At 71.5% G+C, this 15,047-nt stretch carries 12 protein-coding genes and 1 rRNA gene; 5 read left to right on the top strand and 8 right to left on the bottom strand.

Annotated elements, in window-relative coordinates:
• Positions 1 to 47 precede the first annotated feature (47 nt).
• The 7 genes from ACIA8D_RS18275 to mtnA all read right to left on the bottom strand — a co-directional run bounded on the left by ACIA8D_RS18275 (position 48) and on the right by mtnA (position 8,884).
• Complete coding sequence (locus ACIA8D_RS18275; protein ID WP_399233263.1) at positions 48 to 800, bottom strand: response regulator; 753 nt, start codon at positions 798 to 800, stop codon at positions 48 to 50.
• A gap of 204 nt (positions 801 to 1,004) precedes the next feature.
• Complete coding sequence (gene hpf, locus ACIA8D_RS18270) at positions 1,005 to 1,700, bottom strand: ribosome hibernation-promoting factor, HPF/YfiA family (protein ID WP_399233261.1); 696 nt, start codon at positions 1,698 to 1,700, stop codon at positions 1,005 to 1,007.
• A gap of 335 nt (positions 1,701 to 2,035) precedes the next feature.
• Positions 2,036 to 2,863: a ComF family protein gene (locus ACIA8D_RS18265; protein WP_399233259.1), complete on the bottom strand. Its 828-nt coding sequence runs from the start codon at positions 2,861 to 2,863 to the stop codon at positions 2,036 to 2,038.
• 144 nt (positions 2,864 to 3,007) lie between these two features.
• Positions 3,008 to 4,768, bottom strand: coding sequence for an LpqB family beta-propeller domain-containing protein (locus ACIA8D_RS18260; RefSeq protein WP_399233569.1), 1,761 nt, complete (start codon positions 4,766 to 4,768; stop codon positions 3,008 to 3,010).
• Positions 4,769 to 4,853: 85 nt separating this feature from the next.
• Entirely contained in the window at positions 4,854 to 7,001 is a 2,148-nt protein-coding gene (mtrB, locus tag ACIA8D_RS18255) for an MtrAB system histidine kinase MtrB (RefSeq protein ID WP_399233257.1), read from the bottom strand.
• A gap of 1 nt (position 7,002) precedes the next feature.
• Positions 7,003 to 7,692, bottom strand: coding sequence for a two-component system response regulator MtrA (gene mtrA / locus ACIA8D_RS18250; protein WP_323179534.1), 690 nt, complete (start codon positions 7,690 to 7,692; stop codon positions 7,003 to 7,005).
• Between the two features lie 4 nt (positions 7,693 to 7,696).
• Positions 7,697 to 8,884 (bottom strand): S-methyl-5-thioribose-1-phosphate isomerase, encoded by a 1,188-nt coding sequence (gene mtnA / locus ACIA8D_RS18245; protein WP_399233255.1) that lies wholly within the window; start codon positions 8,882 to 8,884, stop codon positions 7,697 to 7,699.
• 140 nt (positions 8,885 to 9,024) lie between these two features.
• Between mtnA and ACIA8D_RS18240 the strand changes: the two genes are divergently transcribed.
• The 5 genes from ACIA8D_RS18240 to ACIA8D_RS18220 all read left to right on the top strand — a co-directional run bounded on the left by ACIA8D_RS18240 (position 9,025) and on the right by ACIA8D_RS18220 (position 14,698).
• Positions 9,025 to 10,380, top strand: coding sequence for a glycerophosphoryl diester phosphodiesterase membrane domain-containing protein (locus tag ACIA8D_RS18240; protein ID WP_399233254.1), 1,356 nt, complete (start codon positions 9,025 to 9,027; stop codon positions 10,378 to 10,380).
• A gap of 4 nt (positions 10,381 to 10,384) precedes the next feature.
• Entirely contained in the window at positions 10,385 to 11,077 is a 693-nt protein-coding gene (locus ACIA8D_RS18235) for a DUF4129 domain-containing protein (protein ID WP_399233252.1), read from the top strand.
• Between the two features lie 122 nt (positions 11,078 to 11,199).
• Entirely contained in the window at positions 11,200 to 12,369 is a 1,170-nt protein-coding gene (locus tag ACIA8D_RS18230) for a DUF4350 domain-containing protein (protein ID WP_399233567.1), read from the top strand.
• On the top strand, positions 12,369 to 13,358 hold the full coding sequence (locus ACIA8D_RS18225; RefSeq protein ID WP_399233251.1) for an AAA family ATPase: 990 nt from the start codon (positions 12,369 to 12,371) through the stop codon (positions 13,356 to 13,358). The genes ACIA8D_RS18230 and ACIA8D_RS18225 overlap by 1 nt, the downstream gene beginning before the upstream one ends.
• 29 nt (positions 13,359 to 13,387) lie before the next feature.
• A complete protein-coding gene (locus ACIA8D_RS18220; protein ID WP_399233249.1) occupies positions 13,388 to 14,698 on the top strand; it encodes a DUF58 domain-containing protein in 1,311 nt (436 codons plus the stop codon).
• 71 nt (positions 14,699 to 14,769) lie between these two features.
• Here ACIA8D_RS18220 and rrf read toward each other — a convergent pair.
• Positions 14,770 to 14,886, bottom strand: a 5S ribosomal RNA gene (rrf, locus tag ACIA8D_RS18215).
• Positions 14,887 to 15,047 lie beyond the last annotated feature (161 nt).

Raw genomic sequence — 15,047 nt, 5'->3', positions numbered from 1 at the left:
AGGCCCCAGCCGGTCCGGCAGCGGACCAGGCCCCAGCCGGCCGAGCCCTACCGGATCTCCAGGATCTTCTCCCGCATCGCGTACACCACGGCCTCCATCCTGGAGTGCAGCTGCAACTTCTCCAGGATGTTGCGCACATGGTTCTTCACGGTGTTCTCGGAGATGAACAACTCCTTGGCGATGTCCCGGTTGTTCATGCCCGTGGCCACCAGCTTGAGCACCTCGAGCTCCCGGTCGGTCAGCCGGGGCGCGGGCACGAGCCGGCGCTCGTCCGTGCGCTGGATCATCGACTTGAACTCGGTGAGCAGCTTCGACGCCATGGACGGGCTGATCTGCGACTGCCCGTCGGCCACGGCGCGAATGGCCGTGGCCACCTCGTCGGTCGAGATCTCCTTCAGCAGATATCCCGTCGCGCCCGCCTTGATCGCGTCGTAGAGATCGGCTTCCTCATCGCTGATGGTCAGCATGATGATCTTGGCGCTGGGCGCCACCTCCTTGATGGAGGTACACGCCTCGATGCCGCCTCTCTTGGGCATCCGTACGTCCATGAGGACGATGTCCGGCAGCAGATCGGCCGCCTTGTCCACGGCCTCCGCCCCGTCGCCCGCCTCACCGACGACCTCGATGTCCTCCTCGGCCTTGAGGACGATCTCCAGGCCGCGCCGGAACAGGGCATGGTCGTCCACCACGAGTACCCGGATGGGCTCCTCGCGCGAGGATCCGGCATCCGGCCCCATGCCGACGCCGTCCTCACCGGCACCGGCGTCCTCGCCCCGAACGGTTCCGAAGCTGTCCGCCATCGTTCCTCCCCCTGAAGGCCGCGGCCCGTCTTCCTGTGCCGCGCCAACCCGAGGCACCAGCACGCCGGTTGACCCGGCACGGCCATGATTTCATGCCGCGGCCTCGGCGCGACGGCCGTGCGGTGCACAAGGGGGTCGCACAAGGGTGCCCCTGGGGGCGCACACGCACCCCAGGGGCACCCGATGAGTGGGTGTCAGTTGTGGTCAGCCGCCGATGGCGTCGCCCCCGTCGGCTCCCCTGACCTGGGAGACCATGGGGTCGGTGCTGAGGTGGATGACGCCGTAGTCGTAGGCGTGCCGCCGGTAGACGACGCTGGGTTCCTTGGTCTCGGAGTCGACGAACAGATAGAAGTCGTGCCCGACCAGCTCCATCTCGTAGAGCGCCTGGTCGAGCGTCATGGGTGCCGCCACGTGGGTCTTCTCACGGACGACGAGCGGGCCCTCGCCCTTGACCTCGAGCGAGCCCATCTTGGTGGTCGGTACGCCGTCGGGCTCGGCCTCCTCGGCCTTGGCGATCGTGCCGTCCCCGTTGAGCATGGCCGCGTCCGGGACGTGCTCGGCGACCTCCGCCGCCGAGATCCGCTTCCCGCGCCGCGACGACCGCTTGTCGTGCTGCTTGCGCAGACGCGCGTCGAGCTTGTCCGTGGCCAGGTCCAGCGCCGCGTAGGGGTCGCTGGCGGCGGCCTCCGCCCTGATCACCGGACCGCGCGTACGCAGCGTGATCTCCACGCGCTCGCACCGGTCGGCCTGCCGGGGGTTCGGCTCCTTGGACACCTCGACATCGAGACTGATCACCTTGCCGTCGAGCTTCTGGATCTTGTCCAGCTTCAGCTTCTCGGCCACGTGCTTACGGAACCGCTCTGGTACCTCGGTCTTGCGGCCCTTGACGACGATGTCCACGCAGAACTCCGTTCCCGGATAGCTCCGCTCCTTGGGCGGAGCATCTCCCTCTTGCACCAGACTCCGGCCACTTCCGGAGTCTCGGACTCGGTGACTTCCACCTCCTCCTCCCCCGTGGACAAGATCTACACCCCACCATCCCGGGTGATTGCAAAAAAGCCTGTGCAATGTCCTGACAGGGCAATCCAATGGTGAGGGGTGGCGGCCGCCTTTCCTGCCGAGTTCCTCACAACCGAACATATCTCGCCTGGACGGTTGTCGGCACCCTCTACTGACACGTACCTCCAACCGAGCTAATGAACCCTGTCTCTACCTGCAACGATGCAGATTCCCCGCTAGTTCCGGTTTATTTCGAAGGATTCCGGAGACGCGGCCACGACGGCCGCTCGGAACGTGATCTCACCGCTCCCGTTCCCCTTTCCGGGACCTGTCCCGGAGCGGTCCCGCTCCGGCCTGTCTTCCCTCTCGATCTTCCCGGAACCGGTCACGGCCGCTATTGCGCGCGCCGCCTCCGCCAAGGAAGCGCCCGTCGTAATCAGGTCGTCGACCAGCACGATCCGGCCATTTCCGGTGAGCAGCCCGCGGCCACCGCCCACCACCTCCAACGCGCCCGTCACATTGACCAGCCGCTGCCGGGCGTCCAGGCCCGACTGATCGGCCACCGCGCGCCGCTGGCGCAGCACGGCGAGCACCCGCGCCGCGACACCCGCACGACGCAGCTCGGCCGCCGCCGCGTACGCGATCCGCCGCGTCGGATCGTGCCCGCGCGCCCGCACGGCGCGCGGCGCGGAGGGCACAGGGACGAGCGTCACGGGGCCCACAACGCCGCCAGGGGCCCGACCGCCCGCTCCGCCACCTCCGGCCCCGCCGTCCACGAGTCCGGCCCGCACCGCCCCGGCCAGCGCCTCGCCCAACGGCCGGGCGAGGCCCAGCGCGCCGCGCTCCTTGTGGGCGAGGAGCACCGCCCGCACCGCGTTCCGGTACGGGACGGCGCCGAACACGACCGGCAGCCCCGACGGAGCCGGTCGCGGCCGCACCCGGCGCGGCTCGGCGCCGCGCAACACCGCCGAGCACCGCGCGCACAGCGCCGTACGAGATCTGCCACAACCGGCGCACTCGGCCGGTAGCACCAGATCGGAGAGGTCCTGCCACCACCCCCGCATACCCACCACTGTGCCGATCCGCGGGCCGCCCCACCAGCCCTGTGGACAACGCCCTGTGGACAACTCGACGGTTGTGACCAGCGGTTGAGCTCGTACGGGTGACACCCAGGGGCGCGAGGCCGCGGCGCCGCCGGGCCGCGCCGTCTACCCCGGATAGACCGGAGCCGTCCCGTCCTTCAGCACCGACTGCCATGCCGCCCCGGAGGGCAACCGCACGATCCCGTCGTCGGAGTGCGCGAGCAGCGGCAACTCGTCGTTGTCCGACGCCGCGATCTCGCTGACCCGCGTCAGACCCGGCAGCGCCTGCCCGGTCGGCGTCGACCCATCACTCAGCACGTACTGCATCTGCTGCAGCCCACCGGGCTCCCGGCCGACGACCACGAGCCGGCTGTCGCCCGCCCACGACACGGCCGTGACCTCCTCCATCCGCGGCGCGGCGCGGCGCAGTTCGGTCACCGAGACCTCCGTGTCGCCGTTCGCGTCGGCGTGCCGCTCGACGCGCCCGATCCACAGCGACGTGGTGTCCTTCTCCGCCACCAGCAGCCCGATGCGCGCTCCGTCGGCGGACGCCTTCACCGTCTGGATGGTGGCGTCGTCGTCGAGCCCCTCGACCCGGACCTTCTGGACCTTGTCCGCCTGCCCCTGCCCGAACATCAGCAGCCGCCGGTGCTTCGGGTCGCGGTCGGCCACCCACAGGTCGCCGTTCCCGTCCCAACTGGGCGTCGTGAAGCCGTTCTTCTCCGCCTTCGCGTGGCTGCGCGCGACCGGGTCCCCCAGCGAGGCGCCGGAGATCATCGACGCCACGTACAGCGAGCGCCCGTCGTTCGAGACCCCCGCAGCGCGCTCCTGGTCGCGCGAGACGGCCACAGAACGCAACACCTGCTCGCCCTCGCCCAGCGGCCCCGGAACCCGCTCGGGGTTCGTGTCGGACCTGCTCTTGCCCGGCATCCGCACCAGGCGGCCCTTGGCGTCGAGGAAGTACTGGTCCGGGACGCGCCCCGTGGAGCGCGGCGCCGCGAGGGCGTCGGCCCCGTCCTCGGTCATCGCGCACATGAACCGGCCGTCGGAACGCTTCAGTTCCACCTCGTTCACGCTCGACGACGACAGGTCCCGCAGCGAGAACAGCAGTTGGGCCGCCATCTCCTTGCACTTGGCCTGACCCGCCCTGCTGCCCGCCTCGTTCAGCGGCACGGTCAGCTTGTTCGCGTCGTCCGGCGCCAGCGAGTCGGTGCCCTTCTTCAGCGCCGCGTGCGAGGGAAACGCCGTCCGCACCACCGGATTCAGCCAGCGCGTCGGCCCCTCCAGCAGCTCCTTGACGGTCTCCGTCAACGGGTCGGTCCACTGCCGTACGAAGACGGGGTCCGCGACCAGCCGCCGCTGCCCGGCCTCACCGCCCGACGTCGAATCCACCGCGTAGTAGTACTTGTTGACGGAGCTGTAGATCCGCTGGAAGTCGGACTCGCCGAGCACGACCCCCTTCGGCAGGGAGTCGATCCGCCACTGCTTGCCCTTGGCCGTGTTCACCTGCGTCAGGTGCAGATTCCCCTGGTACGACGTGTCGCCCGGCTGATAGGCCTCCCGCTGGTCGACCGTGGCGATCTGATGACCTGTCAGCTGGTAGGAGCGGCCCTCGTTCCCCGAGTTCGGCCGGTCCGTCTGACTCCTGCTGGGCCCCTCGTCGAGCACGACGGTCCGCTGCTCGGGCGACCAGGTCTTCGCGGCCTTCGGCGTCAGGTACTTGCGCGCCATCCTGTACGAGGGGTCGTCGCTGGTCAGCGCCTCGATGAAGCCGTCGACGATGGCGGAGGGCCCGACGTCGTCCTTCGGCGGCAGGGCGAAGACGCGCACCTGCGAGTCCGGCCGCTGCGAGGCCTCGACCGATTCGAGGCCCCCGTTGTCCGGCATCGACGCGCATCCCGCGAGCACGAGCGCGCCGCATCCGGCCAGCACTCCGCTCCGTATCCCGCGCCGCTGCCGCGGCACCCGCTGCTCATCCACGACTGCCGTCGCTCCCCTCACCACGCGACGTCGCCGCCGTCCGTCCCGAACGCGCCTGCGCGGGCTCCGCCGGCACGTCGTCCGTCTCGCCCGCGGAGTCCGGCCGCTCGTCCCGCTGCCCGTGGTCCTCCCGGTCGCCGCGCTCCGCGGCGTCCTCAGCCTGCCGGGGCCCGCTCGCCACCTCGCCACGTGCCACCACGCGCGCGCCGCTGCCGGGCAGCGCCGTGGGGTCCGCGGACACCGCCGCCTGCGCGTGGCGCGGGGCGATCGGCGTCTGGGCCGCCACGGGCGGCGCCTGGGCCGGCACCGTGGCGAGCTTCTTGCCGTCGGCACCCGGCAGCCCGGCGTCAGCGAGCCCCCGGTTGCGCCGCGAGTCCTCCGGCTCCAGCGGTATGGGTGAACCGCGCAGCGCCTCGTCCACGGTCCTCGGCAGCGTCAGCCGGAACTGCGAACCGCCGCCCGGCTCGCCCCACGCCTGCAGCCAGCCTCCGTGCAGCCGCGCGTCCTCCAGGGCGATCGACAGGCCGAGCCCCGTTCCCCCCGTGGTACGCGCGCGTGCCGGGTCGGCCCGCCAGAAGCGGCTGAACACGCGGGTCGCCTCGCCGGGCTTGAGCCCCACTCCGTAGTCGCGCACCGCGACGGCGACCGCGCCGCCCGCGGCCGCGAGCCGCACCACGACGTCCCGGCCGTCGCCGTGCTCCACGGCGTTCACCACCAGATTGCGCAGCACGCGCTCCACACGCCGCGCGTCCGCCTCGGCGACCACCGGCTGGTCGTCGCCGACGACCAGGATGTGCGTGCCCTTGCGCTCCGCGAGCGGCTCGGCGCCGCCCACCACACGTCGTACGACCTCGCGCAGGTCTATCGGCTCGGCCTCCAGGGCCGCGGCCCCGGCGTCGAACCGGCTGATCTCCAGCAGATCGGCCAGCAGCGACTCGAACCGGTCCAGCTGGTCGGCCAGCAGTTCGGCGGACCGCGCCGTCACCGGATCGAAGTCGACGCGCGCCTCATGGATGACATCGGCGGCCATCCGTACCGTCGTCAGCGGCGTACGCAGCTCATGGCTCACGTCCGAGACGAACCGCCGCTGCATCCGCGACAGGTCCTCGAGCTGCTGGATCTTCAGATAGAGGTTCTGCGCCATCTTGTTGAAGGCCTCGCCCAGGCGCGCGATGTCGTCCTCACCGGTGACCTTCATCCGTTCCTGGAGGCGGCCCGCGGAGAGCCGCTCGGCGACCCCTGCCGCCATCCGCACCGGCGTGACGACCTGCCGCACGACGAGCCAGGCGATGGCCCCCAGCAGCACCACCACGAAGAGCCCCGCCGTGGCGAGCGTCCCCTTGACCAGGCCGAGGGACTTCTCCTCCTGCGTCAGCGGGAAGAGGTAATAGAGCTGGTAGGCGTGCCCCTGCGGGTCGTTGAGCCGCTTGCCGACGACGAGGCCCGGCTGCGGGTCCTCGCCACCGTCGTAGACGATCTTCGTGTACTGCTGCGAGGCGCCGGCGATCCGGTCGACCTGCCCACGCAGGTCGTTGGGCACGCTGCGGGTCGGGTCCACCAGGCCGGAGCCGCGCGGCGCCAGCCCGTTGCCGCTGTCGGTGTCGCTCGACCCCAGGATCACCACGTCGAACGCGCCCTTGCCGCCACTGGCGAGCTGCGTGACGAGTTCGCTCATCCAGTTGTTGGGCGTCAGCGTCGTACGGCTGTCGCCGGACGCGCCGTCCCGCACCCCCGCCGCCGCGGAGTCCGCCTTGTCCTTGGCCGCGCGGAAACCGCCCTCGGCCTGGCTCTGCGAGGCCTTCACCTTGGCGTCAAGGAGTCCGTTGCGCACCGAGCCGATGACGACGACGCCGAGCAGCAGCACGACACCGAGCGACATCAGCAGCGTCGTGACGACGACCTTGAGCTGGATGTTCCGCCGCCACAGCCGCATCGCGGGCAGCAGCGGACGCCGCACCCAGCGCGCGAACAGGCGCAGCACGGGGCTGCCCTGCATCCCGCCCTGGAGCAGCAGGCCCCGGTCGACGGCCCGGCGCAGCCGTGAGCCACGGGCGGCGGCAGGCCCTGCCGCGGGTCCCACAGGCCGCTCCGGGCGGGACCCCGGGGCCCCGGGCGCCGAAGCGGCACTGTTTCGGGACACGTCAGCTCGGTCCTGCCTTGTAACCGACGCCTCGGACGGTCACCACGATCTCCGGCCGCTCCGGGTCCTTCTCGACCTTGGAGCGCAGCCGCTGGACGTGCACATTGACCAGGCGCGTGTCCGCCGCGTGCCGGTAGCCCCACACCTGCTCGAGGAGCACCTCACGCGTGAACACCTGCCAGGGCTTGCGCGCGAGCGCGACCAGCAGATCGAACTCCAGCGGCGTCAGCGCGATCGGCTGGCCCTCCCGCTTCACCGAGTGCCCAGCCACATCGATGACCAGGTCACCGATGGCGAGCTGCTCCGGCGCGGGCTCCTCCGACCTCCGCAGCCGCGCCCGGATCCGGGCGACCAGCTCCTTCGGCTTGAACGGCTTCACGATGTAGTCGTCGGCCCCGGACTCGAGACCCACCACCACATCCACCGTGTCGCTCTTCGCCGTGAGCATCACGATCGGCACCCCGGACTCCGCCCTGATCAGGCGGCACACCTCGATACCGTCCCGGCCCGGCAGCATCAGATCGAGCAGCACCAGATCGGGCTTGGTCTCACGGAAAGCGGCCAGCGCCTTGTCGCCGTCAGCCACGAACGACGGCTCAAAACCTTCACCACGCAGCACAATGCCGAGCATCTCGGCCAGTGCGGTGTCGTCGTCGACGACAAGGACTCGTCCCTTCATGGACCACATCATCCCATTAGCTCATCGTTGCCTGGAGTGAACTGGCACACAGTTCACCCAAGCCATCATGTGTCACAGGCGACACAACGCCCCACTCCGTGACGATCGCCGTCACCAAGTCCGGAGGCGTCACATCGAACGCGGGGTTGTACGCCTGCGTCCCCAGTGGTGCCACCGGAATCCCGCCACCTGCCTCCACTCCGGCCAGCGGCGCCCGCGGCGCCGTGACCTCCGTCACCTCGTGCCCGGCCCGCTGCTCCACCTCGATGGAAGCCCCGTCCGCGGTCTCCGGGTCGATCGTCGTCACCGGCGCGACCACGATGAACGGCACATGGTGATACCGCGCCAGCACCGCGAGCGGATAGCTCCCCACCTTGTTGGCCACCGAACCGTCGGCCGCGATCCGGTCCGCACCGATCAGCACGGCATCCACCTCACCCGCGGCGAACAGCGACCCCGCCGCACTGTCCGTGAGCAGCGTGTACGCCATCCCGTTGCGCGCGGCCTCGTAGGCGGTCAGCCGGGCGCCCTGCAGCAGCGGACGCGTCTCGTCCACCCACAGCCGGCGCAGCCGCCCCGCCCGATGCGCGGCAAGCGCGACCGCGAAGGCCGTGCCCTCGCCGCCGGAGACCAGCGCCCCGGTGTTGCAGTGCGTCAGGATGCGGTGGTTGCCGCCGGGCATCAGCTCGTCCAGGAGCCGCAGACCGTGCCCGGCCATCCTGGTGCTGGCCTCGGCGTCCTCCGCGTGCAGTGCCCGCGCCGAGGCGAGCACCGCCGCGGCGGCCCGCTCCCGCGCCTGCTCCCCGTCACCCGCCGCGCTCCCGAGCGCGGTCAGGTACGCCTCCTGTGCCCTGCGCACCCCGGACGCCAGATTGACCGCGGTGGGCCGCGCGTCGGCCAGCGCCCCCGCCGCCTCCTCGACGTCGAAACCGCGGGCGGCCGCGAGCGCCACCCCGTACGCCCCCGCGATCCCGAGCAGCGGCGCACCGCGCACGGCCAGGGAACGGATCGCCTGCACGAGGGCCTGCGGATCCGTGCACACCAGCTCGACCTCTTCCGCGGGCAGCCGCGTCTGGTCGAGCAGCACCAGAACGGGCCCCTCAGCCGGCTCCTCCCACCGGATCGCCGGGATGTCGACGGCCTCGGGCTGTGTGCCGCCGATGGGCCGTATGTCCTCGCCGGATTGCGCGTACTGATCAGCCATCCGCCCAGTCTGCCCCGTACCGACCCGACAATTGAAGGCATGCAGCCCTCCCGGGGCCAGGTCATCCGGGCCCCACCCCATGGCACGATGGCAGCCAACCTGCTGCCGCGACCGCGGACGGGCACTTTGAAGGAGCGACGATGAACGACACTCCGGGCTGGGCATCGCCCGGATCTGCCCCCTCCGACGGCCCGGACGGCAACCGTAAGGACGGCCCCGAGCAGAACGGCGACGCACAGGGCAGCGGTCCGCAGGACGCGCCCCCGCAGGACGCCGCGGGCCAGGGCCCGAAGTGGTCCAAGGAGCAGCCACCGCCCGCTCAGTGGTCCGCCCCCTCCGGCTCCGCCCAGACCCCTCCCCTGCCCCCGCCGGCTCCCGGCCAGGGCTGGGGCGGTCAGGCCTGGGGCGGCCAGGGAGGCCAGGGCGGCGGTGGCTACGGCCAGGGACCGGGCGGCCCCGGCCCCGGCGGCTACCCCGGCTGGGGCGGCGGCTGGCAGGGCAAGCCCCCGGCGGCCAAGCCCGGCGTCATCCCGCTGCGCCCGCTCGGCGTCGGCGAGATCCTCGACGGCGCGGTGTCGACGATGCGGACCTACTGGCGCACCGTCCTCGGCATCTCGCTGACGGTCGCCGTGGTCACCCAGCTCCTGGCGGTCCTCCTCCAGGGCTTCGTCCTCAACGACGCGGCGACCACCAGCGCCCTCGACAACCCCGACGCCACCCCGCGCGAGATCTTCAGCGCCCTGGGCTCGCTCCTGGTCGGCTCCGCGCTCGTCACCGTCGTCACGCTGCTCGGCACGATCGTCGCGACGGCCCTGCTGACGACGGTCACCAGCCGCGCCGTGCTCGGCCGGCCCGTCACCATAGGAGAGGCCTGGCGCGACGCCCGGCCGCAGATCCTCAGGCTGCTCGGCCTGACGCTGCTGCTCCCGCTGATCGCCGCGGCCATCATGCTCGTGAGCGTGGCGCCCGGCATCCTGGTCGCCGCGCTCGGCTCCTCCGAGGGCGGCATCGCGCTCGGGGTCGTCGGCGGCCTCGCCGGTCTCGTCGTGACGATCTGGCTGATGGTCCGCCTGTCGCTGGCCTCGCCCGCGCTGATGCTGGAGAAGCAGACGGTCCGCAAGGCCATGGGCCGCTCCACCAAGCTCGTCCGCGGCTCCTGGTGGCGGGTCTTCGGCATCACGATCCTGGCGTCCCTGATCGCCGCGATCGTCTCGGAGATCATCCTCTTCCCGTTCACCGCCATCGCCGGCACGGTCAGCGGAGACGGCTTCTCCGGCCTCATGGACGGCGGCGGGAACTTCGGCTGGGCCTTCCTCATCATCACCGGCATCGGCTCGGTCGTCGGCTCCACCATCACCTTCCCGATCACGGCCGGCGTCGCCGTGCTCCTCTACATCGACCAGCGCATCCGCCGCGAGGCCCTCGACCTCGAACTCGCCCGCGCCGCGGGCCTGCACGACTACGGGTCCGCCTCCGGCGCCACTCCGGGGAGTTGATGGGGTGAGCGCACTTGGGGGAGTGCTCCGCACGACGATCTCGTCGGTCCTCACCGGCGGCGACGAGCCGCCGGTGAGGATCCCGCGCGACCCCGCGCGCGAAGCGGCGAAACGCGAGCTGTCCAAGCCCGCGTACCACCAGGACGACCCGAACTGGTTCATGCGCGCCCTGAACAAGTTCTGGGACTGGATCGACGAACTCTTCTCCGCCGCATCCGGCGCCGCCCCCGGAGGCACCGTCGGCCTGCTCGTGATCCTGCTGGCCGTCGTCGCCGTCGCGGCCGCCCTGTGGTGGCGCCTCGGCACTCCGTGCCGCTCCCCCGGCTCCGCACCTCCGCTCTTCGACGACCGCCCGCGCAGCGCCGCCGAACACCGCGCGGCCGCCGCGGCGCACGCCGCCCAGGGCCACTGGAACCAGGCCGTCCAGGAACGGATGCGCGCCCTGGTCCGCTCCCTGGAGGAACGCGCCCTCCTCGACCCTCGCCCCGGCCGCACGGCCGACGAGGCCGCCGCCGAAGCGGCCCGCCCGCTGCCCCAGCACGCGGACCGCCTCCGCGCGGCAGCCCGCGACTTCGACGACATCGCGTACGGCGGCCGCACCGCGACCCCGGAGACGTACGAGCGCCTGTCCACCCTGGACACCGAGGCGGACCGCACCACCCCCACCCTGCCCCCCACCGCGGGAGCCCCCCGGTGACCGAACCGACCGGGCAAATCAAGCCCCTGCGGCGATTGAGCAGCGGGGTCCGGGGCGGAGCCCCGAGGCCTGAGGACGGCCCACGCACACCAAAGCCCCCCGCCTCCGACGGCACCACCTCCATCACCCCCACCGCCCGCCAAATCTGGACCCGCACCCGCGGCATCGCCCTGGCCCTGACCTTCCTCCTGATCGCCGGCACGGCCATCGCGGTGGTCCGCTCCGGCGACCAGCACGGCACCCTCGACCCCCGCTCCGCCGACGAACGCGGCAGCCGCGCCGTCGCCGAACTCCTCGCCGACCGCGGCGTCGACACGCGCGTGGTCACCACCACCGCCGAGGCCCGCGCAGCGGTGGGCCCCGACACGACCATCCTGGTCGCCGCGCCCGACCGGCTCACGGCCCGCCAGCAGTCCCGGCTCCAGGACGCGACCGTCGACTCCGGCGGCCGCACGGTCCTCGTCGCCCCCGGCGCCGCCGCGGTCGAAACACTGACCCCGGGCGTCACCGCCGACCCCGAGCCCGCCGCCGACAAGCCCCTCGCACCCGGCTGCGCGCTCCCCGAGGCCCGCCGCGCCGGCCCCGCGAACACCGGCGGCGGCCACCGTTACGGCACGACCCTCACCGGCGCCGACTCCTGCTACCCGAGCCACGGCTCGCCCACGCTCCTGCGCCTGCCATCCCCTACAGGCGAAGGCGACACGATCGTCCTCGGCGCCCCCGACGTCCTTCTCAACGACCGCCTCGACGAACAGGGCAACGCCTCGCTCGCCCTTCAACTCCTCGGTTCGCGCCCTCATGTGACCTGGTACCTCCCCTCCCCCTCCGACGACTCGGCGGCCGACGGCGCACAGAACGACCGCAGCTTCGTCGACCTGATCCCCAAGGGCTGGCTCTGGGGCACCCTTCAGCTCTTCATCGCGGCAGCACTGGCCGCGCTGTGGCGCGCACGCCGCCTCGGCCCCCTGGTGCAGGAGCGCCTGCCCGTCGCGATCCGCGCCTCGGAAACCGTCGAAGGCCGCGCCCGCCTCTACCGCAAGGCGAACGCCCGCGACCGCGCCGCCACAGCCCTGCGTATCTCCACCCGCACCCGCCTGGCCCCCCTCATCGGCGTCCCCGTCTCCCAGGCCCACTCGCCCGAGACCTTCCTCCCGGCCCTGGCACGCCAACTCCCCACGCCCGCCCGGGACCCGCACGCCCTCCTCTTCGGCCCGCCACCCGCGACCGACGCAGCACTCATCGCGCTCGCCGACCACCTCGACGCCCTCGAAAGTGAGGTACGGAATCCATGATGGACCCGACCACTGACAACGCCGGGTCCACGACGGATCCCCGCAGCTCAAGGGCGTCCTTGGAGGCCCTGCGCACGGAGATCGCCAAGGCCGTGGTCGGCCAGGACTCCACCGTCACGGGCCTGGTCGTCGCCCTGCTCTGCCGCGGCCACGTCCTGCTCGAAGGCGTGCCCGGCGTCGCCAAGACCCTCCTCGTACGCGCCCTCGCCTCGTCCCTCGAACTCGACACGAAACGCGTCCAGTTCACGCCCGACCTGATGCCCAGCGACGTCACAGGCTCACTCGTTTACGACACGAACACCGCCCGCTTCTCCTTCCAGCCGGGCCCGGTCTTCACCAACCTCGTCCTCGCCGACGAGATCAACCGCACGCCGCCCAAGACCCAGTCCTCCCTCCTCGAAGCGATGGAGGAGCGCCAGGTGACGGTCGACGGCACGCCCCGCCAACTCCCCGACCCGTTCATGGTGGTCGCTACCCAGAACCCGGTCGAGTACGAGGGCACTTACCCTCTCCCCGAGGCCCAACTGGACCGCTTCCTGCTCAAGTTGAACGTCCCGCTGCCCACCCGCCAGGACGAGATCGACGTCCTGACCCGGCACGCCTCCGGCTTCAACCCCCGCGACCTGCAAGCGGCGGGCATCCACCCGGTGGCCACGGCAGCCGACCTCGAAACGGCCCGCACAGCGGTCGCCAAAACAACGATCTCCCCCGAGATCACCGCCTACGTGGTCGACATCTGCCGCGCCACCCGCGAGTCTCCGTCCCTCACCCTCGGCGTCTCACCGCGAGGCGCCACGGCCCTCCTCGCCACGGCCCGCGCCTGGGCCTGGCTGACCGGCCGCGACTACGTCACCCCCGACGACGTCAAAGCCCTGGCCCTGCCCACCCTCCGCCACCGCATCCAACTGCGCCCGGAGGCCGAGATGGAGGGTGTGACCGCGGACTCGGTCATCAACGCGATCCTGACCCACGTCCCCGTCCCCCGCTAACCCGACGCACAACGGAGGACGACACGACAATGGCTTTGACCGGACGTACGGCCCTTCTCGCGGCCCTGGGCTCCCTCCCCGTAGGCATCTGGGAGCCCAGCTGGACCGGCATCCTGGCCGTCAACACCCCCCTGGCCCTGGCCTGCGCCTGCGACTTCGCCCTGGCCGCCCCCGTACGCCGTCTGCGCCTGACCCGCTCCGGCGACACCTCCGTACGCCTCGGAGACCCGGCCGACGTCACGCTCACGATCACCAATCCCTCGCGCCGCCCCCTGCGCGGGCGAATCCGTGACGCCTGGCCCCCGAGCAGCTGGCAGCCCGGCATGGAGTACGACTCGTCCCGCCACCGCGTGAACATCCCCGCGGGCGAACGCCGCCGCATCACCACACGCCTTCAGCCCACCCGCCGCGGCGACCGCACGGCGGACCGCGTCACGGTCAGCTCCTTCGGCCCCCTCGGCCTCTTCACGCGTCAAGGCACCCACAGGGTCCCCTGGACGGTCCGTGTCCTGCCGCCCTTCCACAGCCGCAAGCACCTCCCCTCCAAGCTGGCCCGCCTCCGCGAACTCGACGGCCGCACCAGCGTGTTGACCCGCGGCGAGGGCACAGAGTTCGACAGCCTCCGCGAGTACGTTCCCGGCGACGACACCCGCTCCATCGACTGGCGCGCAACGGCCCGCCACTCCTCGGTGGCCGTCCGCACCTGGCGCCCGGAACGCGACCGCCACATCCTCTTGGTCCTCGACACCGGCCGCACCTCCGCCGGCCGCGTCGGCGACGCCCCGCGCCTCGACGCCTCCATGGACGCCGCACTCCTCCTGGGCGCACTGGCATCCCGAGCCGGCGACCGCGTGGACCTGCTGGCCTACGACCGCCGAACCCGCGCCCTCGTCCAGGGCCGCACCGCAGGCGACGTCCTCCCGGCCCTGGTCAACGCCATGGCCCCACTGGAACCCGAACTCATCGAAACGAACGCCCGCGGCCTCACGGCAACAGCCCTGCACACCGCGCACCGCCGTTCCCTCATCGTCCTTCTTACGTCCCTGGACGCCGCCCCCATTGAAGAGGGCCTGCTCCCCGTACTCTCACGCCTCACCAAGCGACACACCGTCGTCGTGGCATCGGTGGCCGATCCGAAAATCGAATCGATGGCCTCGGCCCGGGGCACCACAGAAGCCATCTACGACGCCGCATCAGCGGCCCAGGCCAAGGCCGAGCGCCTGCGCGCAGCCGAACAACTCACCCGCCACGGCGTCACCGTCGTGGACGCGACCCCCTCCGAATTGGCGCCGGCCCTCGCGGACGCCTACCTGTCCCTGAAGTCCGCCGGCCGCCTTTGACCGGAACCGGGCATCACCCTTGAAACGCAGAAAAGCCCCGTGCCAATGGCACGGGGCTTTTCTTAAAATTAGTTCGGCGGCGTCCTACTCTCCCACAGGGTCCCCCCTGCAGTACCATCGGCGCTGTGAGGCTTAGCTTCCGGGTTCGGAATGTAACCGGGCGTTTCCCTCACGCTATGACCACCGAAACACTATGAAACTGTCAACCGGAGCCGTAGCCAATCGGCTTCGACGGTTGTTCGTGGTTTCAGAACCAACACAGTGGACGCGAGCAACTGAGGACAAGCCCTCGGCCTATTAGTACCGGTCACCTCCACACCTTGCGGTGCTTCCAGATCCGGCCTATCAA

It is taken from the genome of Streptomyces sp. NPDC051684 (assembly GCF_044453445.1).
In the GTDB taxonomy this organism is placed as follows: domain Bacteria; phylum Actinomycetota; class Actinomycetes; order Streptomycetales; family Streptomycetaceae; genus Streptomyces.
The sequence above is the reverse complement of the archived record's forward strand: the minus strand, read 5'-3'. Positions and strand labels throughout refer to the sequence as shown.